The organism is Pseudarthrobacter sp. S3 (assembly GCF_050156905.1).
Lineage (GTDB): Bacteria > Actinomycetota > Actinomycetes > Actinomycetales > Micrococcaceae > Arthrobacter.
In genome coordinates, this window is sequence record NZ_CP189583.1 from 612347 (window position 1) to 638984 (window position 26638).

The 26638-nt window shown below is 66.1% G+C and carries 23 protein-coding genes; 14 read left to right on the top strand and 9 right to left on the bottom strand.

The features are described from left to right. Positions 1-113: 113 nt before the first annotated feature. The 4 genes from ACQCSV_RS03040 (at position 114) to ACQCSV_RS03055 (ending at position 3549) form a co-directional block, all read left to right on the top strand. Positions 114-542: a hypothetical protein gene (locus tag ACQCSV_RS03040; protein ID WP_354155389.1), complete on the top strand. Its 429-nt coding sequence runs from the start codon at positions 114-116 to the stop codon at positions 540-542. After that, entirely contained in the window at positions 536-769 is a 234-nt protein-coding gene (locus tag ACQCSV_RS03045; RefSeq protein WP_354155388.1) for a helix-turn-helix transcriptional regulator, read from the top strand. The genes ACQCSV_RS03040 and ACQCSV_RS03045 overlap by 7 nt, the downstream gene beginning before the upstream one ends. Further along, positions 766-1737, top strand: a complete 972-nt coding sequence (locus ACQCSV_RS03050; protein WP_354155387.1) for an NAD(P)-dependent alcohol dehydrogenase — start codon at positions 766-768, stop codon at positions 1735-1737. Before ACQCSV_RS03045 ends, ACQCSV_RS03050 begins: the two co-directional genes overlap by 4 nt. Positions 1738-1899: 162 nt before the next feature. Continuing rightward, a complete protein-coding gene (locus ACQCSV_RS03055; RefSeq protein ID WP_354155386.1) occupies positions 1900-3549 on the top strand; it encodes a DUF222 domain-containing protein in 1650 nt (549 codons plus the stop codon). Here the strand turns inward: ACQCSV_RS03055 and ACQCSV_RS03060 are convergent. Then, positions 3538-4428 (bottom strand): GNAT family N-acetyltransferase, encoded by an 891-nt coding sequence (locus ACQCSV_RS03060; protein WP_354155385.1) that lies wholly within the window; start codon positions 4426-4428, stop codon positions 3538-3540. The genes ACQCSV_RS03055 and ACQCSV_RS03060 overlap by 12 nt on opposite strands. Before the next feature lie 222 nt (positions 4429-4650). On the opposite strand from ACQCSV_RS03060, the gene ACQCSV_RS03065 reads away from it, so the two are divergent. From ACQCSV_RS03065 to ACQCSV_RS03080, 4 genes are all read left to right on the top strand, one after another. After that, the gene (locus tag ACQCSV_RS03065) at positions 4651-5472 is read left to right on the top strand and encodes an IclR family transcriptional regulator (RefSeq protein WP_354160005.1); all 822 of its coding nucleotides are present in this window, start codon (positions 4651-4653) and stop codon (positions 5470-5472) included. Positions 5473-5685: 213 nt separating this feature from the next. Then, the gene (gene hutU / locus ACQCSV_RS03070; RefSeq protein WP_354155383.1) at positions 5686-7383 is read left to right on the top strand and encodes a urocanate hydratase; all 1698 of its coding nucleotides are present in this window, start codon (positions 5686-5688) and stop codon (positions 7381-7383) included. Between the two features lie 71 nt (positions 7384-7454). Next, the gene (gene hutH, locus ACQCSV_RS03075; protein ID WP_426939141.1) at positions 7455-9047 is read left to right on the top strand and encodes a histidine ammonia-lyase; all 1593 of its coding nucleotides are present in this window, start codon (positions 7455-7457) and stop codon (positions 9045-9047) included. Between the two features lie 160 nt (positions 9048-9207). Beyond that, entirely contained in the window at positions 9208-9444 is a 237-nt protein-coding gene (locus ACQCSV_RS03080) for a hypothetical protein (RefSeq protein WP_354155381.1), read from the top strand. A gap of 119 nt (positions 9445-9563) precedes the next feature. Here the strand turns inward: ACQCSV_RS03080 and ACQCSV_RS03085 are convergent, their stop codons facing one another. The 5 genes from ACQCSV_RS03085 to ACQCSV_RS03105 form a co-directional block, all read right to left on the bottom strand. Beyond that, the gene (locus ACQCSV_RS03085) at positions 9564-9821 is read right to left on the bottom strand and encodes a hypothetical protein (RefSeq protein ID WP_354155380.1); all 258 of its coding nucleotides are present in this window, start codon (positions 9819-9821) and stop codon (positions 9564-9566) included. Between the two features lie 181 nt (positions 9822-10002). Beyond that, positions 10003-10404: a universal stress protein gene (locus ACQCSV_RS03090; protein WP_354155379.1), complete on the bottom strand. Its 402-nt coding sequence runs from the start codon at positions 10402-10404 to the stop codon at positions 10003-10005. Positions 10405-10497: 93 nt separating this feature from the next. Next, complete coding sequence (locus tag ACQCSV_RS03095) at positions 10498-12102, bottom strand: tripartite tricarboxylate transporter permease (protein ID WP_426939142.1); 1605 nt, start codon at positions 12100-12102, stop codon at positions 10498-10500. Then, entirely contained in the window at positions 12102-12614 is a 513-nt protein-coding gene (locus ACQCSV_RS03100) for a tripartite tricarboxylate transporter TctB family protein (protein ID WP_282329679.1), read from the bottom strand. The genes ACQCSV_RS03095 and ACQCSV_RS03100 overlap by 1 nt, the downstream gene beginning before the upstream one ends. Continuing rightward, positions 12611-13627 carry a Bug family tripartite tricarboxylate transporter substrate binding protein gene (locus ACQCSV_RS03105; protein WP_426939143.1) on the bottom strand — a complete coding sequence of 339 codons (1017 nt, stop codon included), beginning with the start codon at positions 13625-13627 and terminating at the stop codon, positions 12611-12613. Before ACQCSV_RS03105 ends, ACQCSV_RS03100 begins: the two co-directional genes overlap by 4 nt. A 225-nt stretch (positions 13628-13852) precedes the next feature. On the opposite strand from ACQCSV_RS03105, the gene ACQCSV_RS03110 reads away from it, so the two are divergent. Further along, a complete protein-coding gene (locus ACQCSV_RS03110; RefSeq protein ID WP_354155376.1) occupies positions 13853-15430 on the top strand; it encodes a sensor histidine kinase in 1578 nt (525 codons plus the stop codon). Further along, positions 15427-16092, top strand: coding sequence for a response regulator (locus ACQCSV_RS03115; protein ID WP_426939144.1), 666 nt, complete (start codon positions 15427-15429; stop codon positions 16090-16092). The genes ACQCSV_RS03110 and ACQCSV_RS03115 overlap by 4 nt, the downstream gene beginning before the upstream one ends. A gap of 33 nt (positions 16093-16125) precedes the next feature. Here the strand turns inward: ACQCSV_RS03115 and hutG are convergent, their stop codons facing one another. Together hutG and ACQCSV_RS03125 are read right to left on the bottom strand one after the other, a co-directional pair. Beyond that, a complete protein-coding gene (gene hutG, locus ACQCSV_RS03120) occupies positions 16126-17097 on the bottom strand; it encodes a formimidoylglutamase (protein WP_426939145.1) in 972 nt (323 codons plus the stop codon). A 77-nt stretch (positions 17098-17174) separates the two neighbouring features. After that, positions 17175-18617: an NCS2 family permease gene (locus ACQCSV_RS03125; RefSeq protein WP_426939146.1), complete on the bottom strand. Its 1443-nt coding sequence runs from the start codon at positions 18615-18617 to the stop codon at positions 17175-17177. A 107-nt stretch (positions 18618-18724) separates the two neighbouring features. On the opposite strand from ACQCSV_RS03125, the gene ACQCSV_RS03130 reads away from it, so the two are divergent. Together ACQCSV_RS03130 and ACQCSV_RS03135 are read left to right on the top strand one after the other, a co-directional pair. Beyond that, positions 18725-21118: an ATP-binding cassette domain-containing protein gene (locus ACQCSV_RS03130; protein ID WP_426939147.1), complete on the top strand. Its 2394-nt coding sequence runs from the start codon at positions 18725-18727 to the stop codon at positions 21116-21118. Positions 21119-21181: 63 nt separating this feature from the next. Continuing rightward, the gene (locus tag ACQCSV_RS03135; RefSeq protein WP_354155371.1) at positions 21182-21811 is read left to right on the top strand and encodes a copper resistance CopC family protein; all 630 of its coding nucleotides are present in this window, start codon (positions 21182-21184) and stop codon (positions 21809-21811) included. Here ACQCSV_RS03135 and ACQCSV_RS03140 read toward each other — a convergent pair. Next, the gene (locus tag ACQCSV_RS03140; protein ID WP_354155438.1) at positions 21808-22425 is read right to left on the bottom strand and encodes an FAD-binding protein; all 618 of its coding nucleotides are present in this window, start codon (positions 22423-22425) and stop codon (positions 21808-21810) included. The two genes, ACQCSV_RS03135 and ACQCSV_RS03140, sit on opposite strands and share 4 nt — an antisense overlap. Positions 22426-22844: 419 nt before the next feature. Between ACQCSV_RS03140 and ACQCSV_RS03145 the strand changes: the two genes are divergently transcribed. Beyond that, a complete protein-coding gene (locus ACQCSV_RS03145; RefSeq protein WP_354155370.1) occupies positions 22845-23882 on the top strand; it encodes a universal stress protein in 1038 nt (345 codons plus the stop codon). 24 nt (positions 23883-23906) lie between these two features. Then, the gene (locus ACQCSV_RS03150; RefSeq protein WP_426939148.1) at positions 23907-26624 is read left to right on the top strand and encodes a PEP/pyruvate-binding domain-containing protein; all 2718 of its coding nucleotides are present in this window, start codon (positions 23907-23909) and stop codon (positions 26622-26624) included. Positions 26625-26638 lie beyond the last annotated feature (14 nt).

Genomic DNA, 26638 nt, shown 5'->3' on the forward strand with positions numbered 1-26638 from the left:
GGTGTGGCCTTTCCTTTCCTGCGGAGTCCAAAACTATTGACATCATGTCTGGTTTTCTTTACTTTTAAAATGTCAGCTTTGTTTTACATCTGGTGGGAATGGCAGGAACGGAAATGTCCTTCGAAGAGAAGAGCGCCTGGATCATGGGGGTGGTGGCGGTGGGCTCCTATGGCGTGTACCTGGCCATCGTCCTGGGGCTGGCCGGCACTATGCCAGTTGCCGAGCTTCCGTACGTTGCTCCACTGCTGTGGACCGTCGGGGCATCCATTGCTGCGTCCATCGCCCTGCACATTCTCCTGGGCATCTTTTCGCCCAAGGAGTCCGGGAAGAAGGACCAGCGCGACAGGGAGATCTACCGTTTCGGTGAGTACATCGGACAGTCGTTTGTGGTCATCGGCGGCGTCGCGGCGCTGCTCCTGGCGATGGCTGAGGTGGATCACTTCTGGATCGCGAACGTCATCTACCTGACGTTCGTCCTGTCCGCGATTCTGGGCTCCGTGGCCAAAATCGTGGCCTACCGCCGGGGGTTCCAGCCGTGGTGAAGCCAACGCGGGTAACCAACTCCATCCGGCGCCTGCGGTTCGAACGGGGAGAGATGACGCAGGCCGAACTCGCCGACCGCGTGGGTGTCACCCGCCAGACCGTCATCGCCATCGAGCAGGGCCGGTACTCGCCGTCTTTGGAGATGGCGTTCCAGATCGCCCATGTGCTAGTCGTGCCGTTAGAGGACGTGTTCCAGTACCCGAACAACGAAGGAGAAGCATCATGAAAGCTATCGTGCAGGACATTTACGGGAATTCCGATGTGCTCCAGCTACGGGATATTCCGCAGCCGCTGCCCGGCGTTGGGGAAGTGCTGATCGGGGTTCGTGCCGCCGGTGTCGACCAGGGCGTGTGGCACCTCATGACCGGGCGGCCGTACCTGGTCCGGCTTTTCGGGTTCGGGCTCAAGAAGCCCAAGGTGCCCGTCCGCGGACGCGAGGTGGCCGGGGTTGTGGAGGCCGTGGGGGCCGGCGTGACACGCTTCCAGCCCGGCGATGAAGTGTTCGGCACCTGCGAGGGGTCTTTTGCCGGATTCGTCTGCGCCCAGGAGAAACGTGTGGCCGCGAAGCCCGCAAACCTCACGTTCGAGGAGGCTGCGGTGGCACCAATTTCTGGTGTTACCGCGTTGCAGGCTGTCCGCGATGCCGGGCAGGTCAGTGCCGGCCAGAAGGTGCTGGTCATCGGCGCTGGCGGGGGAGTCGGGTCCTTTGCTGTGCAGGTGGCGAAGGCATTCGGGGCGGAGGTCACGGGAGTCTGCAGCACCGGAAAGGTGGAGTTGGTCCGGTCCCTCGGCGCTGATCACGTCATCGATTACACCCAGGACGACTTTGCGCTTGCCGGGCTGCTGTACGACGTCATTCTGGATACCGCCGGCAACCGGCCGCTCTCAGTCCTGCGGAAGGCGCTAACGCCGCGCGGGATCCTGGTGATTGTCGGCGGTGAGGGCGGAGGAAACCTGACCGGCGGGTTTGAGCGTTCGATGGGTGCGCCGCTGGCGTCGCTGTTTTCCGGGCAGAAATTCAAAGGGCTTGTTTCGACGGAGAACTACCGCGATCTTGAGGCGCTGACCACGCTTATTGAAGCCGGCAGTGTGTGGCCTGCAGTGGACAAGGTGTACGCGCTCGCTGAAGCGCCAGCCGCCGTAGAATACATGCACGAGGGCCGGGCCCGCGGCAAAGTAGTGGTCAGCATCTGAGGCTCTTCTACCTTCCACCCCCGCCCTTCCACCCCCGGCGCGAAGGGACAGTTAGGCGCCGGCCAGCTCCCGCCGGCACCTCAAGAATGATGTCAGCGGAGTTATCCACATAGGCGTTCATCCTTGAGGATATTGTCAGACCCCTGCTGAGATGCTTTAACCATGGATAGCAGAGGAGCTGTGGCGGCGGCGGAGGCCCTTTCGGTGTCTTTCGCTGAGCTAGCAGTGGCGCTCCGCGGCGGGACCGTTTCCTCCGGGTCCTGGGATGCTGATCCGTTGCGCCGGGTAGCGGATGGTTTGCTGGACGGGCTGGCCGAGATCTCACGGTTGGACGCGAAAAGTGCTGCCCTGAAGGTCTGGCTGGCTGCCGGTTACAGCGCCGCCGCCGAGGCCCTGGCGGGCCCTGCTGAGTCGCCGCAGGACCATAGCGGGCAGGAGATGGCTGTCGTCGCTGAGGTCGCATGCGTGCTGGCGGTCAGTGACCGCGCCGCCAGTGCGCTGCTCGCTGAGGCGCGCGCGCTGACCACGGCCCTGCCGCTGACGTTCTCGGCGTTGCAGGCCGGGGTCATTTCGTGGCCGCACGCCCGGATCATGGTCGATGAAACCACTAACCTCGACAGGGCGGCCGCGGCGGCCCTCGAAGCGCATTTCCTGGACCCGGACGTCGCGAATCCGGCACGTGGCCTGGCCGGTGAGCTCATCCCCGGCCGGTTCCGGCACAAGGCCCGCACCTGGCGGGAACGCCATCATCCGGTCAGCATCGAAAAGCGCCACCTACGCGGTATCCAGGACCGGCGGATGGAGCATGCCCCGGACCGTGACGGGATGGCCTGGCTCTCCGCGTACCTGCCCGCCGATCAGGCCGCCGGGATCTGGGACCGCACCACCGCCGCCGCGCGGGCCCTCCAGGGGCCTCATGAGGGCCGGACTCTGAGCCAGCTCCGCGCAGACTCCGTCGCGACCTGGCTCCTGACCGACACCAGCGCCAGCGCCGGGGCCGGAACCGGTGATGAGGGTAGGGAAAACAGGGGCAGCGCGACCGGTGAAACGAGCCACCAAGAGACCGGGGGCATCGCCGTGAGCGGCGGTGTTCCCTCGCCGCGGGCACAGGTGTTGATAACCGTGCCGGTGTTTGCGCTGTTGGGCCTCACGGATGAACCGGCCATGCTCGACGGATACGGCCCGATCCCGCCGCCCATGGCCCGGCAACTCGTGGCGGAAGGTGCGGAGTCCTTTCACCGGGTCCTGATCGATCCGCGGGACGGTGCTCCGCTGGAGATCGGGCGGACCAGCTACCGGCTCACGAAAGCGCAACGCCAATGGCTACGGCTGCGCGACGGCAAATGCCCGTTTCCCGGCTGCAGCAACCACTCCCTCGACAACGAAGCCGACCACATCCTCCCCTGGGCCCACGGCGGCACCACCGGCATCAGCAATCTCGGTCAGCCCTGCCACAAACACCACCGACTCCGCCACACCACAGGTTGGAAACCCACCACCGCTACCAAGAACGAGCCACCCGGCTGGATCTCACCCAACGGCCGGCGATACGCCAGCGAACACCCCGACTGGGAACCACCACACTGGCCATGCCAGATCGAAGAACAGTTTGGGCATCAAGAAATTGGTGAAAGGCTAAGACTTCAAGATTGTGGCCCGGATCCTCAAAACCCGCCCGACGACTCATCCCTGTCCGAGTGCTATCAGCCAGACCAACAGCCAGACCATCCCCAGGCAGGAGACGGGTCTCCGGATAGGCCGCTTTCGCCGACGCCAGTGCACGTCAGCGTCCAGGAACGTCTAGGGCGCTGAGTCGCCTGCCGTTTCAAGGTCTCGGGTGCGTAGCGGGCACTCTACCCAAGTGCTCCCGCGCTCTGGCCCCTGGCAGGAGCTCTGGCCCCTGGCAGGAGGAGTCCACACAAACGGCGTGGTGGTGGTGATTGCCCTGAATCCCAGTCGTCGCAGGATCGGCTCGCTGTCAGCGGAGGCATCCACCTGCAGGTACTTCACTCCACAGGCAGCCGCCACCCTAGCCCGCGCCGACACCAAGGCCTTGCAGATCCCCCGTCGGCGCCATGCAGGCAATGTCGAGCCGCCCCACAAACCCGCGAAGTCCGAGCCCGGATTGACCTCCAACCAGGCTGCCGACACCATTTCCCCCGAGGCCTCGGCCATGAAGACCACCAGGTTTTCCGGGTCCGAGGCCAGCCGGTCATGCAGATCAGCAGCCACCCAGCTGTAGTCGGCGGCCCACACTTCAGACTTCATGGCCGCGATGCGCTCCAGGTCGGGGCGTTCACGGGCCAGTCTCACCCGAATGCCTTCCGCGGTCGCAGTGCCGCCGGCCATCGCAGCCGTCTCACCTACCAGGACGGTCTCGCGGTCTTCCGGCACGAAGCCCGCTGCGCCAAGTCGGGACTCCAGATCATTCGGGAGATCATGTGCCCTGGTCTTCCATTCGACGGCTTCCCCGCGGCCGGCAAAGTAGTCACGCTGCTCGACGATCAGCCTGTCGAGCATCCCGCCCTCCACGCCAAGGTCACGGGCCGACTCGATGAAGCCCGGCCGCTGCCCGGTCACGCGTAGCAGGGGGCCCAGCAGCTTATAGTCGTGGCCTGCCGGAATCGTTGGCGGAACCAGCCGGCGGAGCTGGGAATCGTCCGCGGCAAGGATATCCGTGGTTGAGGCCATACGCTTCAGCCTAGGACCAGCGCCGCCGGACCCGAGCGGACCGGGAGGGCAGCCTGGGGCTAACATCTCGGGACCGCGACCGGGTCCGAACGCCATAGTCTGGTATTCCGGACACAGGCTGTGTTTGGATGGCGATGAACAGGCCTGCCATGGGTGCAAGGTTAAGTACGGGATCCCGGACATGGCCGGAAGCCCCGCGAGAAAATAACGGAGGGCACAGTGGTGTCGAGAACGGAAACCAGGCCTGAGGTGGGCAGCGAACCACGGGCGACGTCCAAAGTCCCCGCTGCCGAGAACACCCTTCGTATCCTCAAACTACTGGCCTCGAAGCGGGGGCCGATGGCGGCGTCGAGCATTGCGACGTCCTTGGGATTGCCGCGCTCAAGCGTTTACCACCTGCTCGGGGTAATGGAGGCGAACGGTTTTGTCCTCCACTTGCACGAGGAGCAGCGCTACGGGCTGGGGATCAGTGCCTTCGAGCTGAGCTCGGCGTATTCGCGGCAGGAACCGCTGTCCCGCCTGGGCCGGCCGCTGCTGGCATCGCTGGTGGATGTGATCGGCGAGAGCGCGCACCTGGCGGTGCTCCATGGGCGCGACGTGCTGTACATCGTGGAAGAGCGGGCCAAGAACCGCCCGTCCCTGGTCACCGACGTCGGCGTCCGGCTCCCGAGCCACCTCACCGCCAGCGGACGCGCCATCCTCGCGGCATTGCCCAAGTCCCAGGTCCGTGCGCTTTACCCGAATGCCGAGGCCTTCACTGCCCGGCATGAGGTGGAGGGCGCCATCATGAAGTACTCCGCGCTGTCCTCGCACCTCGACCGGGTCAGGCAGCGCGGCTACGCTACCGAACACGGCGAGGTGACGCCCGGCTTCGGCTCGATCGCCGCCGCTGTTACGGACCACGTGGGATGGCCGACGGCGGCAGTCGCCGTCACGTTCCTCGAGGACAAATTGCCGGCGGACCAATGGCCGGCGCTCGCCGCGCGGGTCCAGAAAGTAGCGGACGAGCTGTCGGTGCGCATCCACGGCCGCGCGGCCAAGTAGCTCTTCCCCCCGAGCCATGCTCTATCACATTGGGTTCCCGTTCGCCCGGTTTGGCGACCGGATCGGATAGAGCAACAGGGAAACGGCAGCGGTCTGGAATCCCAGACACTACCCCTCCAAAAGCCCTGTTTGCCCCGCCGCGAAGGGGCTTTAGTAGAGACAGAACCTCTTCCCATCACCGCGAACCACTCGCCAGAACACATAGGAGCCCTCATGGCACCCGCCGATTTCACCACCGGTGCCCGCCCGGTCAAAGCAGCCCGCGGCACCGAGCTCACCGCCAAGAGCTGGCAGACCGAAGCCCCGCTGCGGATGCTGATGAACAACCTGGACCCAGAGGTGGCCGAACGCCCCGAAGACCTGGTGGTCTACGGCGGCACCGGCCGCGCCGTACGGTCCTGGGCCGCGTTCGACGCCATTACCCGCACCCTGGAAACCATGGAAAAGGACGAGACGCTCCTGGTCCAGTCCGGCAAACCGGTGGGCGTGTTCCGCACCAACGAATGGGCACCCCGTGTGCTGCTGGCCAACTCCAACCTTGTTGGTGACTGGGCCAACTGGCCCGAATTCCGCCGCCTCGAGGCCGAGGGCCTCATGATGTACGGACAGATGACCGCCGGGTCCTGGATCTACATCGGCACCCAGGGTATCCTGCAGGGCACTTTCGAGACCTTTGCCGCGATCGCCCGCAAGCTCACCGGCGATGAGGACGGCACCCTCGCCGGCACCCTGACCCTCACCGGCGGCTGCGGCGGCATGGGCGGCGCCCAGCCGCTCGCCGTCACCCTGAACGAGGGCGCCTGCCTGATCGTCGACGTCGACGAAAGCCACCTGCGCCGCCGTGCCGGCAAACGCTACCTCGACGAGGTGGAAACGGACCTCGACGCCGCGATCGCGAAGGTGCTGAAGGCCAAAGAAGAGCGCCGCGGCTGGTCCGTGGGCTACGTCGGCAACGCCGCCGAGGTCTTCCCCGAGATCCTGCGCCGCCACAACGCCGGCGAACTCACAGTGGACATCGTCACGGACCAGACCAGTGCCCACGACCCGCTGAGCTACCTCCCTGAAGGCATCGCGGTCGAGGAGTGGCACACTGAGGCCGCCGCCGACCCGGAAGGCTTCACCAAGAAGGCCCAGGCCTCGATGGCCAAGCACGTCCAGGCCATGGTCGAGTTCCAGGACGCCGGCGCCGAGGTCTTTGACTACGGCAACTCCATCCGCGACGAGGCCCGCACCGGCGGCTACAACCGCGCGTTCGAATTCCCCGGCTTCGTCCCGGCCTACATCCGCCCGTTGTTCTGCGAGGGCCTCGGCCCGTTCCGCTGGGTGGCGCTCTCCGGCGATCCCGAAGACATCGCCGTCACGGACAGAGCCATCAAGGAACTCTTCCCGGAGAACAAGCACCTGCACCGCTGGATCGACGCCGCACAGGAACGGGTGGAGTTCGAAGGGCTGCCAGCCAGGATCTGCTGGCTCGGCTACGGGGACCGCGCCAAGGCCGGCCTGCTGTTCAACCAGCTCGTCAAGGACGGCAAGGTCACGGCGCCCATCGTGATCGGCCGCGACCACCTCGACTCCGGCTCCGTCGCCTCCCCATACCGCGAAACCGAGGCCATGGCCGACGGCTCGGACGCCATCGCGGACTGGCCGCTGCTCAATGCCCTGCTCAACACCGCCTCAGGTGCCACCTGGGTCTCGATCCACCACGGCGGTGGCGTCGGCATCGGCCGCTCCATCCACGCTGGCCAGGTCTCCGTCGCCGACGGCACCGACCTCGCCGCACAGAAACTCGAACGCCTCCTCACCAACGACCCCGGCATGGGTGTCATCCGCCACGCCGACGCCGGCTACGACCGCGCCCTCGACGTCGCCAAAGAACGCGGCGTCCGCATCCCGATGAACGAGGCCCGGTGATCGAGCCCGTCGAGATCCAGATTTCGACAGGCTCAACCACCGGCCCAGGCTCAACCACCAAAGTAGGAATCATGACCATCACCACGAACGAAGCGCTCACCGTCACGCTCGGCTCCACCGGAGTCACACCTGAGGACGTTGTCGCCGTCGCGCGCCACAACGCCCGGGTGACCATCGCACACGAAGCGCTGGACACGGTGGCTAAGGTCCGCGCGCACATCGACGAACTGGCGCACAGCGAGACCCCCGCCTACGGTATCTCCACCGGCTTCGGTGCGCTGGCAAACCGGCATATCCCCAGCGAGCTGCGCACCCAGCTGCAGAAATCGCTGATCCGCAGCCACGCCGCGGGCATGGGCCCGGCCGTGGAACGCGAGGTGGTCCGCGGCATCATGTTCCTGCGCGCCAAGACCCTCGCGTCCGGCCGAACCGGCGTCCGTCCGGTCGTCCTGCAGACCATGGTTGACGTGCTCAACGCCGGCATCACGCCGGTGGTCCGCGAGTTCGGCTCGCTCGGCTGCTCCGGCGACCTCGCCCCGCTGTCCCACTGCGCGCTGGTGCTGATGGGCGAGGGGGAAGCGGAAGGGCCCGACGGCGTGACGTACGGGGGGCGGGGTGAGGCGCCTGTCGCCGCGCTGCTCGCCGGTCACGGCATCGAGCCGGTCGTCCTCGCCGAGAAGGAAGGTCTGGCGCTGGTCAACGGCACCGAGGGCATGCTGGGCATGCTCCTGATGGCCATCGCAGACATCCGCCAGTTGCTCACGACGGCGGATATCACCGCCGCGCTCAGCGTGGAGGCGCTGCTCGGTACGGACCAGGTCTTCGTGCCGGAGTTGCATGCAGCGCTGCGTCCGCACCCCGGCCAGGCCGCAAGTGCAGACAACATGCTGCGAGTGCTCTCCAACTCCCCGATCGTGGCCTCGCACCGGGTGGGGGATTCCAAGGTCCAGGACGCCTACTCGCTGCGCTGCGCACCCCAGGTGGCAGGCGCCGCGCGCGATACCGTGGACTACGCCGCCCTTGTGGCTTCCCGTGAGCTTGCTGCGGCCATCGACAACCCGGTGGTCCTGCCCGACGGGCGCGTCAGTTCCAACGGCAACTTCCACGGCGCACCCGTGGCGTACGTACTGGACTTCCTGGCCATCGCCGTGGCGGACCTCAGCTCCATCGCCGAGCGCCGGACGGACCGGATGCTGGACCCGGCGCGTTCGCACGGGCTGCCGGCGTTCCTCGCCGCGGATCCGGGCGTGGATTCGGGACTGATGATCGCCCAGTACACGCAGGCTGGGCTGGTCTCGGACAACAAGCGACTGGCCGTCCCGGCGTCGGTGGATTCCATCCCCAGCTCCGCCATGCAGGAGGACCACGTGTCCATGGGCTGGCACGCGGCCCGGAAGCTGCGCAAGGCCGTGGAGAATCTCCGCCGTGTCCTGGCCATCGAACTGGTGACGAGCGCCCGCGCCATCGACATGCGGACGCAGCTGTCCGACGGCGAGCTCACTCCGGGCCCGGCAGGCACTGCCGTGATCGGGGTGCTGCGGTCCGTCGTCGAAGGCCCCGGAACCGACCGGTTCCTGTCGCCGGAGCTGGAGGCGGCTGACCGTCTGGTTGCCTCCGGAAAGGTCCGGGCAGCCGCAGAATCCGCCGTCGGAATTCTTTCCTGAGCGGGAATATTCTTCGGTCCTGCTACTAAATTCAACCAATGTCGAAATATGGTGCGACACGTACATTTCGGCGCCGGGACTGTAGTAGAAATGAAGGTGTAGTGAAAGTCACATCAAAGAGGCTGTGGCGCAGAACGTATACAAAGGGGTAGTAGTTCAAATGAAAGCACGCGGGGCTGTCCTGTCGAGGCGTAATAACCATTCGGCCACCATCTCGGAGTGGGGAACGCTCAAAGCTGGTGACCGGGTGGAAATCATTAAACACGCGCACGTCATTGCGGCGGGCGAAGTGGAAGAAATATCGCAGAGCGGGAACGTGCTATGGCTCGTGCCGGCCACCGCGTCGGAGAAGGAACTTTTCCTTAAGTCCGACGGTGTAGAGGTCCGCATGAGCTAGGAACGCGACATCAAAACGCACAAGAGTCCCTGCCTTCCGTTGCCGGAGGGCGGGGACTCTTGCGTAGATCGCGTTGGATCGCGGGAGGGACCGTAGCCCGGATTCGGGGCCGAATCAGCTCAGGCCGCAATGCTTTCGTATGTTTCGCCGAAGGGGACTGACTCGTCCAGGGCCACCGTGAATCGTCCCGGGCGCAGCCGCGTCACAAGGATGCCGCAGGCGGCGTCTTTAGCCGGCTCGATCAGCGTGGCGACAGCCTGATCCAGGCCTTCGTGCATCTCCTGCGCTGTGGAAAAATGCAGCTCGATGGACAGCGAAGCCGGGTCTTCGACGGCCGCGGCGGCGGCCAGGGGACGTTCCAAAAATGCTGTAGTCATGTGCCGAACTTTCTGTTTCTCGTGCCAAAGGGCTCCATCTACTGTACCGGACACAGGACCTGGGATGTCAGATGACTGCTGCTTCCTGGGCACAGACGCTAAAATCCGAAGTTTGTTCGCCTGGCCGCACCGTCAGGGCGGTATCCCGCGAACAAACTTCGGATCGAAGGTAACGCTCTGTTCAGCCCGCCGTGCCCGCTTTGACGGCCAGCACGGGACAATCAGCCTCGAGCAGGATCCGCTGCGAGGTGCTGCCCATAATCAGCTTGCCCACCGGGGTACGGCGGCGCAGGCCGATCACGATGAGCGCGGCGTTGTGCTCCTCCGCGGCGTCGAGTACCTCCGCCGCCGCGTCATGCCCACGGACCGGCTGCTTGATCACGTGGTCAATGCCCTGGGTGGCCAGCCGGTCCTCGATGCTCTGGATCTCAGGTTCCTGGGCGTACCTGTTGTCCACCAGGGCATCGCCCTTGGATGAGTTGATGACCAGCAGGGTGGTGTTGCTCTTCCGGGCCTCGGCGACGGCCTGGGTCAGGGCCGCTTCGCCCTCGGGGGTCGGGACGTATCCCACAACGATCGTCATGGCTGTACCTCTTTTTCTGTCAGGTGATCTTCTGCTGCTGGGCGGATGCGGGGCTGATGCGGGGCTGATGCCCAGGACTGGGCAGCCGTCCGGTTAGCCGTCCCCGTCGCCGCCAGTGGTGGCGCGGTGGCTGCCATGGCTGGTGCTGCCGCTGGCATTCGTCGGTTCGGATTCGCCGGAGCGAGTGGCGGGCACTCCTGCCTGCAGTACTGCCGGGCGGTTCCGACGCCACAGCTTGAGCAGCAGCGGAAAGGCGAGAATAATCGCCAGAATGACATAGATGCCGACGGCGATCGGCTCGCTCAAGAGACCGGCGGGGTCACCCGCGCTGAGCTGCAGGCTCTTGCGAAGCTGTCCTTCGATCCTCGGCCCCAGGATGACGCCCAGGATAAGCGGCAGCACGGGGAGTCCGAAACGCCGCATCATGAATCCCAACGCACCGAGCACCAGCAGGAGTATCAGATCGAAAGCCTGCAGGTTGACCGAATAGGCGCCCAGCGTGGCGAAGAACAGGATCCCGGCGTACAGGTACGGCCGCGGGAGCTGCAGGATTTTTGCCCACATCGGTGCCAGGGGCAAGTTGATGAGCAGGAGCAGGAAGTTGCCGATAAAGAGGCTCGCGATCAGCGCCCACACCAGCGGTCCCTCGTTGGCGAACAGGAGGGGTCCCGGCTGAATGCCGAACTGGACAAACGCTGCGAGCATCACGGCGGCAGTGGCATTGGTGGGCAGGCCCAGGGCCAGGAGGGGCGTCATGGTGCCGGCGGCGGCCGCGTTGTTGGCTGCTTCCGGTCCGGCAACTCCTTCGATGGCTCCCTTGCCGAACTCCTCGGGATGCTTACTTAGGCGCTTCTCCGTCACGTATGAGAGGAACGTGGGGATCTCGGCTCCACCGGCCGGAAGTGCGCCGAAAGGGAAACCGAATGCCGTTCCGCGGAGCCAGGGCTTCCATGACCGTTTCCAGTCCTGTTTTCCCATCCAGGGTCGGCCTATCGGGATGACGTGCAAAGGAGTGCGGCGCATATGAGCGGCAACCCACAGTGCTTCGCCCACCGCAAAGATGGCGACTGCCACCACCACGATGTCCAGGCCATCGGCGAGCAGGGGCTGGCCGAAGGTGAGGCGGCGCTGGCCGGTGACGGAATCCATGCCTACCAGGCCTATGGCCAGCCCAAGACCGAGCGAGGCAAAGCCCCGGAGCCGCGAAGATCCAAGGACGGCGGTCACTGCCAGGAGTGCAAGCACCATGATGGCGAAGTAGCTCGGCGAGCCCAGGCTGACTGCGAACTCAACCACGATCGGTGCGAAGACAGCCAGTAGTGCGGTGCCAATGGTGCCTGCCACGAAGGAGCCGATGGCTGCCGTCGCCAGGGCCTGGGCGGCCCTGCCGGCTTTAGCCATCTTGTTGCCTTCAATGGCGGTGACAACAGAAGACGATTCCCCTGGGGTGTTTAGGAGGATGGACGTGGTGGAGCCGCCGTACATTCCGCCGTAGTAGATGCCAGCGAACATAATGAAGGCGCTGGTGGGTTCCAGGACGTAGGTGACCGGGAGCAGCAGGGCAATGGTCATGGCCGGGCCAAGGCCCGGAAGCACGCCGACGGCGGAACCCAGGATCACGCCAATAACGGCGTAGAGGAGATTCATAGGGGTCAGGGCGGTGGCAAAGCCGTCCATGAGCGACGAGAAGACATCCATTAAAGAATTCCTTCCAGGAGACCGGCGGGCAGCGGGATGCCGAGGCCTAGGTAGAAGCCGTAAAAAGTCAGTACGGACACAGCCAGGGCAATGAGGCCATCGCGGACGTAATGCCGGCTCCCCAGGGCCCACGCGCTGCCCCAGAACAGGACGGTTCCCGAGATCACCCATCCCGCCCAGTCGATCAGCAGGATGTTGGCCACGAAGGCTGCCACCAGTGGCAGGACCGTCTTCCAGTCGGCGGGGTGCGAGAGATCCACGTCCTCACCGCCTTCGGCTTCTCCCTGTCCGCCCCGCAGCACGTTGACTGCCAGCAGGACGGCGCAGACCAGGAGCAGACCCGCGATGATGTAGGGCAGGGTCTTCGGTCCCACCGGATCGGACTGGGAATACGGGGTGACCAGTGCGATGGCGTCGACCAGGACGACGACGCCCGCCACTCCGAGCAGGAGGGCAACCCCCAGCTCGGAGCGGCCTTTTAGCCTGGACGCCGAAGTTGGGAAGGAGCTCACGCCAAGCCAAGCTTCGTGAGGACGTCCGCCACCCGCTTGTCCTGCTCGGTCAGGAAGGTTTCGAACTCGTCACCGGTGACGAAGGCATCAGTCCAGCTGTTTTTCTTAAGGGCTTCCTTCCAGGCGTTGGTGCCGTGCATCTTTTCGAGCGCAGCAATCAGCTTGGCTTTGTCGGCTTCGGTGATTCCCGGGGGAGCCACCATGCCGCGCCAGTTGCTGAACACCAGGTCGATGCCGGATTCCTTCAGCGTAGGTGCGTCGACGCCTTCGAGCCGCTCAGTGCCGCTGGTTGCCAGGACTCGGACATCGCCGGATTTGATCTGCTGGAGGTACTCTCCGGCGCCGGAGGCCGCGAAGCCCACCTTATTGCCAAGGATGGCCGGGAGTAGGTCTCCACCGCCGTCGTAGGAAACAAAGTTCACCTTGGTGGCGTCAATGCCGACGGCTCCCGCAAGCTGCATCGGCAGCAAGTGGTCCGGTCCACCGGGGGAGGAGCCGCCGCCGACGCTGATGGAACCGGGGTCAGCCTTCCATGCGCTGACCAGGTCATCGATGGATTTGTAGGGCGAGTTCTTACTGACCATGATCGCGCCGGGCTCTTCGATGAGCCGGGCCAGCGGGGTGGTGTCTGTCAGTTTGGACTCGGACTTGTTGGTGTAGCTCGCGCCCACCACTCCCAGGCCCATGAGCATGGCGAGGTCGCCGTTGCCCTTTTCGTTGACGATGCGGGCCAGGCCGACAGTTCCGCCTGCACCCGCCAGATTGAAGACCTCCGTGTTGGTGGCGACCTTCTCGTCGTCGAGAACCTTCGCTGCGACGCGGGCGGTAGTGTCGTAGCCGCCGCCCGGAGTGTTGGGCACCATGATCTGGAGCCCGGTCACGGGGCCTGCAGCGGCGCCGGAGCCGGAGCTGGCGCCGTCGGTGGAGCTCTTGCCGGTGGCACCGCAGCCGGTGGCCATCAGGGCGATGCCGGCGGCGACGGCGGCAATTCGCAATGCGCGGATCTGGCGCATGGTGTTCCTCTTCTCATCAAGACTGATCAGCTGGGCTGATTTGTAATTCCGATGCTAGGCCCGGCCGTGACCGGCATCACTCTTGTGTACGCAGAGAAAGTTAAGTTCATTGCGTTCACGTTTCCGGTATGCCACCGGGACTCTGCAGTGGGCATCGTTCAGGTAGCCTGACCACCAGAGACCCGCCAACAAGAGGACAGAATTACAGTGACTCGACGAAGAGGAATGTCCCTTGCGGGGCAGTACCTGGTCCTGCAGTTGCTGATAGTCCTCGCCGTCCTGGTTGCCGTAGTAGGCATTTCGCTGGCGCAATCGGCCGCAGCGTTCGAGCGGATCGAGGGCCGCCGGGCGCTGTCCGCAGCCGAAGCTTTGGGCAATAACCCCACGGTCCGCGAACTGCTCCCCGCTGCCGAGCCGCGGGCCGGCGCCGTCCTTCCGGCCGTGGCGGAGTCGGTCCGGACCGTTTCCGGCTCATCCCATGTGACCTTGGCCAAGCTGGACCGGACCATCGTGGCCGCCTCCGATCCCGAACTGCTGGGGACACTCCTGGAGCTTGGCGCCAGCCGAGTGCTGGAAGGCCGTTCGTGGACCGGCGTGGTGGACGGATCCGGCACCGAGGAACTCTCCGCCCATGTTCCGGTCCTGGATGACGCCGGGATCATGATCGGCATTGCATCCATCAGCCGGAACTACCCCTCCACGTTGGAGCGGCTGGGGGATGCCGTACCTAATCTCCTCACCTATCTCGGCGTGGCCAGCGTGCTGGGTGTTGCCGGCTCGCTGCTGCTCTCCCGCCGGGTGAAGCGGCAGACCCTGGGCATGGAACCGAGCGAAATTACGGGCCTGGTCGAAAACCGCGAGGCCATGCTGCATGGCCTGAAGGAAGGCGTGGTGGCGCTGGACCCGCACGAGCGCATCACCGTCGCCAACGACAGCGCCCGCGCGCTGCTCGGCCTTCCCGCTGATTGCTTAGGCCAGAGGCTGGCCAGCCTCGCCGTGGAGCCTGCGCTGAAGGAGGTCCTCACACACGAGCAGCCGGAGCCGGACCGGCTGGTGCTCGTCGGGGACAGGTTGGTGGTGCTGAACCGCGTGCCCATCCAGTCGCGCGGCCGGGACATCGGCTCGGTCACCACGCTGCGCGATCGTACCGAACTGTCCTCGCTCGAGCAGGAACTCGGCGTAACCCAGACGGCCACCGACACACTCCGCGCCCAGGCCCACGAATTTGCCAACCAGCTGCACGTGATCTCCGGCCTGATCCAGATCGGTGAATACGAATCCGTAGTCCAGTTTGTCAACGGTGCCACGCTGGACAGGACCCGGCTCAACGATGAAGTCACCAGCCGCATCCAGGACCCGGCGCTCGCCGCGCTCCTGATCGCCAAGTCGAGCCTCGCCACCGAACGCGGGGTCACCTTGCAGCTGGACCCTGAATCCGGGCTGAAGCGCGTTGATGAGGATCTGTCCCGCGACCTGACTACCGTCGTCGGGAACCTCGTGGACAACGCGTTCGACGCCGTCACCGGGCTTCCGGAGGCAACGGTCAGGGTGCTCGTGGAGGACACAGCCGACGGCGTGACGGTCACCGTCCGCGATTCCGGCCCCGGCGTCACCGGGGATCCGGGGGAGATCTTCCAGCAGGGTTTCACCACCAAGGACCCCGGCCCCGGCGGCAGCAGGGGCTTCGGCCTGGCGCTCTCCCGGGTGGTCTGCCGGCGCAGCAGCGGCGACCTCACGGTAACCAACAACAACGGGGCGGTCTTCACCGCCCGGCTGGAACGAACACGGAGAATGCAGCAATGATCAAAGTCCTGATCGTCGATGACGACTTTATGGTGGACAAGGTCCACGCAGGGTTCATTCAGCGCACTCCCGGGTTCGCCGTCGTCGGGGTGGCCCATACCGGCGCCCAGGCGGTCATCGAAACGGGGCGGCTGCAACCGGACCTGGTGCTGCTCGATATCCACCTACCGGACATCAACGGCCTGGACCTTATGCACAAACTGCGCGAAGTGGCCCCGGAACTGGATGTCCTGGTGATCAGCGCCGCCCGTGAGGTGGACACGGTGCGCAAGGCCCTGCGCGGCGGGATTGTGCACTACCTCATCAAGCCCTTCTCGCAGACTGACCTGCAGGAACGGCTGGAGCACTACCGCAGCGCCTACCAGGGCCTCGACTCGGCCAAGGACGTAGCGGAGCAGTCGGACGTGAACCGGTTGTTCGGGCTGGACCGGACCGATCGGCCACTGCCGAAGGGCTGCAGCATTGAAACGCTGAAGCTGGTGGAAGCTGCCCTTAAGGACGCCGACGGCGATCTTTCCGCCGCCGAAGTGGCCGTCCAGCTGGGCACCTCCCGGGTCAGTGCGCGCCGGTATCTTGAGTACCTCCACGATGAAGGGGTGTTGGAGGTCCGGCTCAAGTACGGCGTGGGCAGGCCCGAACGGCGCTACGTGCTTAAGGCTTAGCTGTACCGGCAGCCAGCATCCCCAGCCGGGGACTTAGCGCAGCAGCGTGTTCACCAGCCGTGCGGCAACCCTGGCGGTGCGGCCGTCCACGTCGAATTCCGGGTTCAGTTCCGCCACGTCCAGGTGCAGGAGCTTGCCGCTTTCCGCCACCTGCCGGCAGACCGCGCTGATGATGGGCAGCGGCACGCCGTAGGCGGCGGGGGCGCTCACGCCGGGAGCCACCGACGCCGGCAGGACATCCAGATCGATGGTCAGGTACAACACGTCCACGCCTGCCAGGAAGTCCGCCACAAACGCCCGCACGCGCTCCGCCGTGCAGTCCTCATCCAGCAGGTACCGCACGCCCAGTCGATCCGCTGTGTTGAAGACTGACCGCGTGTTGTTCGGCTCGGATATCCCGACGACGGCGTAACTGAATTCGCGCCCCGCGGCGGCTTCCGCCCGGGCCATCTGGAGGAACGGCGTCCCGGAACTGGGGAGGGGCTCATCGCGGAGGTCGAAGTGGGCGTCCAGGTTCAGGATGCCCAGCCGCCGGCCGCCGCGCACTGCGTCTGATCCGGCCACGCCCAGGTAGCTGGCGAACGCGGTCTCATGCCCGCCGCCCAACACCACGGTGAGCTTGCCGGCGTCGAGCATGGCCGTGATCGCGTGCCCGGCGCGGGCCTGGCCGGCCTCCAGGTTGCCGTCCGAAACTTCGACGTCCCCGGCGTCGCACACGGTGCGGTCAAGGTGGAACGCGAGCGGGCCGAGCGCCGCCCGGATGGCTGCCGGCGCCAGCGCGGCGCCGGTCCGGCCCTTGTTGCGGCGCACACCCTCGTCGCTGGCAAACCCCAGGATCACGGCGGGGCGTGCAGCAGAATCGTGTCCAGGGCTGTCAGACGATTCAGCGCCGGGTGCGTAGGACGAAACCACCTGCCACCAGCGGCGGTGCTCAGCGCTGGCGCCGTCGAACCGTCCTGACCAGGGCTGCGGGGGCACGTCAATGCAGAGCTCAGGAGAAACCATGCTCCTAGCTCACCGCAGCCCGGGACCAAAAACCAGCAGCGCTGCCGTCGCAGTGTCCGGAATCCCGGACACTGTGGCTAGGGCATGCCCAGTGCGGCCTCGATCGGTCCCACGGCGAAGAAGACCAGGAAGGCGGCAGCCACGGCCCACATCAGCGGGTGGATGTCCTTGACCCGGCCCTGGACGGTACGGATGATGACGAACGCAATGAACCCGGCACCAAGGCCGTTGGCGATCGAGTACGTAAACGGCATCAGCGTGAAGGTCAGGAAAGCAGGGATGGCGATTCCCCAGTCCTGCCAGTCGATCTTGCCCACCTGGGAGACCATCATGAAGCCCACCACCACCAGGGCCGGAGCCACGGCCTCGAACGGGACCAGGTTGATCAGCGGGGTGACGAACATGGCCACCAGCAACAGCAGGCCGGTGACGATGGAAGCAATGCCGGTGCGGGCACCTTCGGCGATTCCGGCGCCGGCCTCAACGTAGATCTGGTTCGAGGAGACGGACGCGCCGCCACCCACGATAGCGCCCAGCGCGTCCACCTGGAGCACACGGTCCACGTCGGGGATGTTGCCGTCCTTGTCCACCGTGCCCGCCTCGTTGGCCAGGCCCACCATGGTGCCCATGGCGTCGAAGAAGATGCTGAGCAGGATCACGAAGGCCAGCAGCGTGGCGGCCACAAAGCCCAGGTGTTCAAAAGCGCCGAACGGGTTGGCCTTGCCGATCAGCGACAGGTCCGGGGCGCTCCACCCCGTAAAGGACGGCGCCACCAGGGACCAGCCCTGCGGGTTGGCGGTGGTGCCGTCAAAGCTGGGACCGATGTGCAGGGTCATTTCCAGGATCACGGAAATGATGGTGGAGGCGATGATGCCGATCAGGATGGCACCCCTGACCTTGCGGACCACGAGGGCGATGGTGAGGATCAGGCCGAAAGTAAAGACGGCCGTGGGCCAGCCCAGCAGCTTGCCGTCGAAGCCCAGGCCCACGGGAACAGTGGTGCCGGCAGCGTCGGGGATCCTGCGGACAAAGCCGGCGTTGACCAGCCCGATCAGGGCGATGAACAGGCCGATGCCCACCACGATGGCGGTCTTGAGCCCGTCCGGGACGGCCTTGAAGACGGCGGTCCGGAAGCCGGTGAGGACCAGGATCAGCATGGTCACGCCGGACAGGACCACCAGGCCCATCATGTCCGGCCAGGTCAGGCCGGGGTTCGTGGCGACCGTGACGGCCACAAACGCGTTGACGCCCAGGCCCGCGGCCAGTGCGAAGGGGTGCCTGCCCCAGGCGCCCATCAGGATGGTGAGGATGCCGGCCACAAAAGCCGTCACAGCAGCCACCGCGGCAAAACCCAGTGTGTTGCCGCTGGAATCCGGGCCGGAGAGGATGAGGGGGTTAAGTACCACGATGTAGCTCATGGCGAAGAACGTGGCAAAGCCGCCGCGGATCTCGCGGGAGAGGTTGGACCCCCGCTCGGAGATCTTGAAGTACCGGTCCAAGGCAGAGCCCTGCTTAAGCATTAGTCCTCCGGATGTGTTGTTGGGGGTTACTCGATCCTAGAGGGCGGGGGCGCACGCCTAGAATGTCTGTCAGGAACCTCACAATGCCGAGCAATGTTGGAGACACCATGACTACTGACACATCGACAGACCAGCAGCTCCCCGCGGCGCATGTCGCCGACAGCCACGATCTGATCAGTGTGCAGGGTGCCCGGGAGAACAACCTCAAAGACATCAGCATCGAGATCCCCAAGCGGCGCCTGACAGTATTCACCGGGGTGTCCGGATCGGGCAAGAGCTCACTGGTGTTCGCGACAATCGCCGCCGAGTCCCAGCGGATGATCAACGAGACCTACAGCGCCTTTGTACAGGGGTTTATGCCCAACCTGGCGCGGCCGGACGTGGACCATCTCGAAGGGCTGACCACGGCGATCATCGTTGACCAGGAGCGGATGGGCGCGAACCCCCGCTCCACGGTGGGAACTGCCACGGACGCCAACGCCATGCTCCGGATCCTCTTCAGCCGGTTGGGCACCCCGTACGTCGGGCCGCCCACGGCGTTTTCCTTCAACGTTCCGACACGGAAGGCCAGCGGTGTGATGAGCACCGAGAAGGCCGGCGGCCGGGTGGAGAAGGCTGTGGTGCAGAATGCCGTCTACCTGGGCGGCATGTGTGCGCGCTGCGAGGGCATGGGCTCGGTCTCCGACTTCGACCTCACGGCTTTGTACGACGACAGCAAGTCGCTCGGTGACGGTGCGCTGACCGTCCCCGGCTACAGCATGGACGGCTGGTACGGCCGGCTGTTCGAGGGCATGGGCCTCCCGATGGACAAGCCGATTGCCGCCTTCACGAAGAAGCAGCTCGAGACGATGCTGTACGCCGAGCCCACCAAGATCAAGGTTGAGGGCGTCAACCTCACGTTCGAGGGCGTCATCCCCAAGATCCAGAAGTCCATGTTGTCCAAGGACGTTGAGGCGATGCAGCCGCACGTGCGGCGCTTCGTGGAGCGCGCCATCACGTTCCAGGCCTGCCCCGAGTGCGAGGGCACGCGGCTCAGCCCCGAAGCCAGGTCGTCGCGGATCAAGGGCAAGAACATCGCCGATCTCTGCGAGATGCAGATCAGCGACCTGGCCGAGTGGGTCCGCGAGTTCGACGAGCCGTCGGTTGCGCCGCTCCTCAAGGGCCTGCGGCACCTGCTGGATTCCTTCACCGAAATCGGGCTGGGCTACCTCTCCTTGGACCGCCCGGCAGGCACCCTGTCCGGTGGCGAGGCGCAGCGGACCAAGATGATCCGCCACCTGGGCTCGTCCCTCACGGACGTCACCTACGTCTTCGATGAACCCACCATCGGCCTGCACCCGCATGACATCGAACGGATGAACCAGCTGCTGCTGCAGCTCCGGGATAAGGGCAACACCGTCCTCGTGGTTGAACATAAGCCCGAGACCATCGCCATCGCCGACCACGTGGTCGATCTCGGCCCCGGCGCCGGGACCGCGGGTGGCAGCGTCTGCTTCGAGGGCAGCGTGGAGGGGCTGCGGCGGAGCGACACCATCACCGGCCGCCACCTCGATGACCGTGCGAGGGTCCGGGGATCAGTGCGTACCTCGACCGGCGTCCTGGAGGTGCGTGGCGCCTCCACCCACAACCTCCAGGACGTGGACGTCGACGTTCCGCTCGGTGTGCTCTGCGTGGTGACCGGTGTGGCCGGTTCGGGCAAGAGCTCGCTGATCCATGGTTCGGTGGCAGGACGCGAAGGCGTGGTGGTGGTCGACCAGGGCGCCATCAAGGGCTCGCGCCGCAGCAACCCCGCCACGTACACCGGCCTGCTCGAGCCGATCCGCAAGGCTTTCGCGAAGGCCAACAACGTGAAGCCGGCCCTGTTCAGCTCCAACTCCGAAGGTGCCTGCCCCAACTGCAACGGCGCAGGCGTTATCTTCACCGAACTGGGCGTGATGGCCACTGTCGAGTCCACGTGCGAGGACTGCGAGGGCCGGCGTTTCCAGGCGTCAGTGCTGGAATACACGCTGGGTGGCCGCAACATCTCTGAGGTGCTGTCCATGTCGGTGACAGAGGCTGAGGTCTTCTTCAGCGAAGGGGAGGCCCGCACGCCCGCGGCCCACAAGATCCTGCACCGGCTCGTCGACGTCGGACTCGGCTACCTGACGCTCGGCCAGCCGCTCACCACGTTGTCCGGGGGCGAGCGGCAGCGCGTCAAGCTGGCCACGCAGATGGCCGAGAAGGGCGACGTCTACGTCCTGGACGAACCGACCACCGGCCTCCACCTCGCCGACGTCGAAAACCTTCTCGGCCTCCTTGACCGCCTCGTCGAGTCCGGCAAATCAGTGATCGTGATCGAGCACCACCAGGCAGTCATGGCGCACGCGGACTGGATCATCGACCTCGGCCCGGGAGCAGGGCACGACGGCGGCAAGGTCGTTTTCGAGGGGACTCCCGCCGATCTTGTGGCCGCCAAGTCCACGCTCACCGGCGAGCACCTCGCGGCGTACGTCGCTGGCTGAACGCCGGTGCCCGGGAAGTTCGCCTAGGCTGGAAGGACGCCAACCCAAGGGAGCAGTACACCCATGCGATCCATACGCCGCCAGTTGCTGAGTGTTGTGCTCGGGACCTTCGTTTTCGTAGCCGCGGTCCTGGGACTCGCAGCTCCGGCCTCGGCACACGATGCCGCCGAGTCCAGCAGTCCAGCGCAGGGCGCCACGGTGGCCACGGTCCCGGAGCAGGTGTCCGTCACCTTCAATAAGAACCCGCTGGGCATCGGCGCACAGTTCTCCGTCAAGGATTCGGCCGGTACCGAGTGGGCGGATGGCGATCTTGAGATCGTGGACAACACGGCCAGCCAAAAGCTCAAGGCCGGCGCTCCGGCGGGGGCATACACGGTGGCCTGGCGCGTCGTCAGCTCGGATTCGCATCCGATCGAGGGGACGTTCGGCTTCACGGCGACCGCCGCTGCGGCGGGTGCCGCGCCTTCGGGAACATCGGCGGGAGCCTCGCCGTCGGCCGCTGTTCCCACGATGGGAAGCGCGCAGCCGGGAACCCTGGCGGCTCCGGCGCCGGCTGAAAACGCGTCCCAGCCGTTCCCCTGGAGCCTGGTGATCTTTGCTGCAGTGGCCGTGGGCCTGCTGGTGGCCATCGGTATCCTAGCGAAGCGCCGCCTCACCACACGAAGCGACGACGACGAATCCGAACAGGCTTAGACGGCGGCGCTTTCCGGGTGGACGGTGGCCGAGATGGCCTGGCCCACGGTCTTGGCCTGACGCAGGACTTCCTTGGGTGAGGGCGTGATGAGTTCGCCCACGCCCACGAGGTAGATGCCGATCTGGCGCATCGCAGCCACCAGGTTGCGGCCAAAAGTGATGCCGAAGTCGCTGAGCATACGCCGCAGCTGACTGTGCGCGCACCGGGTCAGCACAATGTTGTCTGCCAGCAGGATGCCGTTGGGCGTATGGACTTCCCACTGGCCGGACGGGGACCCCGCGGCCGTTCCCGTGCTGGTTCCGCCGGGTTCGCCGCCCACCATGGTCAGCTGAACCGCCCGGGTGGTGGTGCGGACATCCATGTGGTGGCTGGCGGCGTAGTTGCGCAGGTGGCGGAGGATCTCGTTGCGTTCCCGGAGGGATTCGGAGTCTGCTGCGTCGCAGCGCTGCAGTGAAGCAGTGTTGGCCGGTTGTGCAGCGCCGAGGATGTCGAGCCCGTCCACTACGATGGCGTCCACGCCACGGCGGCGCAGTTCCGCGCCAACCGCCAGGCCTGATAGCCCCGTGCCGATGATCACCGTGGTGGTCCGTTCGGTCCCGCCATTCACAGGCATGCTTGACACTACAGGTTTCCTCCTTGAAAGGCTTTCGGATGCAGGCAGCGTCGCCCCGCATGCGTTCCGTTACCCCCAAAGTCCGGCCGCAGCACCGGCCCGGGACGCACCTTGAATTGGGCGTCGGCGGACCGGCAGTGCCTCGAAGACTACAGAACATTCAGGACCGTGGATAGCCCAAATACAAACATTCTTCTCCGCGATGAATACGCTTTCCGCTCCGTTTGCCGTGGGCTGTGGATAACCGGCCAGCCAGCGGCGCTGGGCCGCTTGCTAAGTGTCCGTGGACCGAGAATAGTGAGAAGCGGAAGCAGGGCTCTCCAGCCCGTCGGGGCACACATCGCGGCCGGTGCGGGCGGAGGGCGCCGCGTCTGGCAGAATAGCCGCAACATAAGGCAGTATCGCGAGGAGGCGGCCCCATGGGCGCACATGAGTTGCATCCGGATCCGGAAGAGGACAGGGCCGGAAATTCGGCGGCTCCGGTGGGGATTGTTGTCGGCGTAGACGGGTCCGACCACGGCCAGTGCGCCTTGGTGTGGGCAGCCCGGGAAGCCGAGCGCCGCCGTCGGCCTTTGCATATTGTCACCGCCTATTCAGTGCCGATCTTTGCGGCGTCCGGGCTGGACGGCGGGTACGCCACCGTGGATGATTCCGTGATCCGCGAGGGCGCCGAAGCGATCGTCAAGCAGGCACTGGACAAGGTTTCCGGGTACAACATCGAGGTTGACGGCTCCGTGGAGAACGGGGACGCCTCGGGTGTGCTCCTGGAAATGTCCGAGACGGCTGATCTGCTGGTCTTCGGCACCCGCGGACGTGGCGGATTTGTGGGACGACTGCTGGGCTCGGTGAGCAGCGCCCTGCCTGCACACGCCAAGTGCCCCACCGTTACGGTGCCGCTGGTGTGTTCGGACCGGCTGGGCGAAACCACAGAAGACAAACGCATCAGGGCCGAGCAGGACAAGCCAGGGCACAAGCAGGTCGAGAACGTTGTGGTGGTGGGCGTGGACGGGTCCGAACAGGCACGGGTCGCGGTGCTGGAGGCTGCCGACCAGGCTGAACGGCTCGGGGCGACCCTGCGCGTAATCTGTGCGGTGCCGCAATTCAGTGGATCCTTGGCCTGGGTCCCGGCCCCCATGGACCGCAAAGCACTCTTCGATGACATCCAGATCCAACTTGACGCCGGAATGGCCTGGCTGAAGAGCCACTACTCGAACCTTGCCGTGGAGTCGGAACTGCTGGACGGTTCTGCCGTGGACGTCCTTGTGGAGGCCAGCCGGCATGTAGAACTGGTCGTGGTGGGCACCCGGGGCCACGGCGGGTTCACCGGCATGCTGCTGGGTTCCACCTCCGGCGGCGTGTTGCACCATGCCAAGAGCCCGGTCCTGGTTGTTCCGGACCGCGACGATCCGCGGCTGGCGGACCGCGACAAGTTTGGGCCGCTTCCCGGCGCAGCCTGATCAGTTACCTTCGCAGCAGGAGGCATGAAGATGCCTGACACCAGCAGCCCACCTCCCATCCTGGGATTGGAGGCGGTCACCGCAGCAATGGTTCCCCTGGTGGGTGGCAAAGCGGCCAACCTTGGGGAGTTGCTCGCCGCTGGGCTGCCCGTGCCGGACGGCTTCTGCCTCACCACGGAGGCCTACCGTGAGGCGACTGCGGGCGGTCCGCTCGCCGAGGTCCACCCGGCGCTGAAAGCAACGCCCGACGGCGACCTCCCCGCCTTGGCCGCCCTGGCGTCCCGGGCCCGGAATAGTATCCAAAACGCCCCGGTACCCACCGAAGTGGCCGCCGCCGTCGAGGCGGCCTACGCAGCACTGGGTGACAACGTTCCGGTGGCCGTCAGGTCCTCGGCCACTGCCGAAGACCTTCCGTCGGCGAGCTTCGCCGGCCAGCAGGACACCTACCTCAATGTGGTGGGCGCCGCCGCCGTGGTGGAAGCCGTGCGTGACTGCTGGGCCTCGCTCTGGACGGACCGGGCCGTCAGCTACCGGGCAAGCCGGGGGATCGATCCGGCCGTGGTGTCGCTGGCGGTGGTGGTCCAGCGGATGGTGGATGCCACCGCCGCCGGTGTGCTTTTTACCGCCAACCCGCTGACGGGCCGCCGGAAGCAGGCCGTGATCGATGCCAGTCCGGGGCTGGGGGAGGCTGTGGTGTCAGGGGCCGTGAACCCGGACCATTTCGTTGTTGACCCGCTCACCGGGCGGGTGCTGGAACGCCGGCTTGGGGACAAACGCATCGCGGTCCGGCCGATCCCCGGGGGCGGAACCCGGACGCTGGCCATCAGCAATGGCGGAGCAGCGGCCTGCCTGACGGACAAGCAGGCCGTCGAGCTGGCGGCCATGGGCCACCGGGTGGAGGGCCACTTTGGCTCGCCGCAGGACATTGAATGGGCCATCGCCGGCGACGGCCGCCTCTGGCTGACCCAGTCGCGGCCCATCACCACGCTGTTCCCTGTCCCGCAACGGGCGGCCGGGGTGGGCACTCCCGGCGGGGAGGGCACGCGCGTTTACCTTTGCTTCAGCCTGGCGCAGGGCCTGACCCGCCCCATCACGCCCATGGGCCTGGCAGCCTTCCGGCTCATTGCCTCCTCGTTGGCCCGCGCGGCGCAGTTCGACGTGCCCGAGCCACGCCGGGGTCCGTCCCCTTACGCAGTGGCGGGCCAGCGGATTTACTTCGATCTGACCGCAGTAGCCCGCAGCACCACCGGCCGGCGGATCGTTCCGCGCGTCTTTGACGTGATGGAAGCACGCTCAGCCACGGTGCTGCGCAGGGTTTTCGAGGACCCGCGGTTTTCCGTGACCCGCAGGACGCCGCTGGGCTTGCTGCGGCACGGGGTCCCGGCGGCGGTGCATGCCGGGGTGCCGGAGACGCTGCTTCGGGCCATCTTCCGCCCCGACGCGGCCCTCCGCAGGACCAACCGGCGCGCGCGCGAGTTCGCAAACTCACTAGAACCGCCCGCCGGATTCACCCCGCTGCAGCGCCTGGACTACGCCGAACACGTGTTCGGCACGCGTATCTTCTCGGTGGTGCCGTCCATCCTGCCGCTTCCGGCTCTCGGGTTCGCTGCCCTGGCGCTCGCCGGAAAACTGCTGGGCGGCGGCCGGTGGGAAGATCTGCAGACTGTGCTCCGCGGGCTGCCGAACAACGTCACCACCGAGATGGACCTGGAGTTGTGGCGCCTCGCCCAGGTGATTAAGAACGACGGCGGTTCCCGCGCCGCCGTGACGGACCGGAAACCCGCCGAGCTGGCCGAGGAGTTCCGCGCGGGCCAACTGCCCGCCGTGCTGCAGTCCGGGCTGGCGCGGTTTTTGGGCCAGTACGGGCACCGCGCCGTGGCCGAGATCGACGTCGGTATGCCGCGCTGGTCCGATGACCCCACCCACATCCTGGGTGTCCTGGCCAACTACCTGCGGCTTGAGGACTCGGCGCTGGCCCCGGATGTCCAGTTCAGCAATGCGGCAGAAGAAGCCGAAGCCTGCGTTGAGCGTCTCGTCGCGGAGGCGCGGAGCCGCGGCTGGCTGCGCGGGACTGTGGTCCGGGCGGCGCTGCGGCGGGCGCGGCTTTTCGCCGGATTGCGCGAACTGCCCAAGTACCAGCTGGTGGTGGGCCTCGCGGAAGTGCGGAAGCAACTGGCCCTGGCCGGTGCAGCGCTGGCGGCGGCGGGGGTAGTGGACGAGGCGGATGACGTCTTCTTCCTGGACCTGGACGAAGCCAGGGCCGGCCTTAGCTCCGGAACCGCTGACTTCCGTGGCCTGGTGGCGCAGCGGCGCGCGGACTACGCCCTGGAACTCGAACGGCGTCACGTGCCGCGGGTGCTGCTTTCGGACGGCACCGAGCCGGAAGCCGTTCCATCCGCCGGCGCTGCGGCGGCATCCACGGTGCCGGGGGCACTGACCGGGAGCCCGGCGTCGGCCGGTGTTGTTACGGCGACTGCCCGTGTGATCCTCGACCCGGTGGGCGCGCGCCTGGAACCGGGAGAAATCCTGGTGGCTCCGTCCACGGACCCCGGCTGGACACCGCTGTTCCTTACCGCGGGCGGACTGGTGATGGAGATGGGCGGGCCCAATTCCCACGGTGCCGTGGTGGCCAGGGAGTATGGGATTCCCGCGGTGGTGGGCGTCCCGGACGCCACGCTCCGGCTCTCCACCGGGCAGGAAATAACGGTCGACGGCGGCGCCGGTACCGTGGTGCCTTCGTAGCCGGGCAGCGCCCG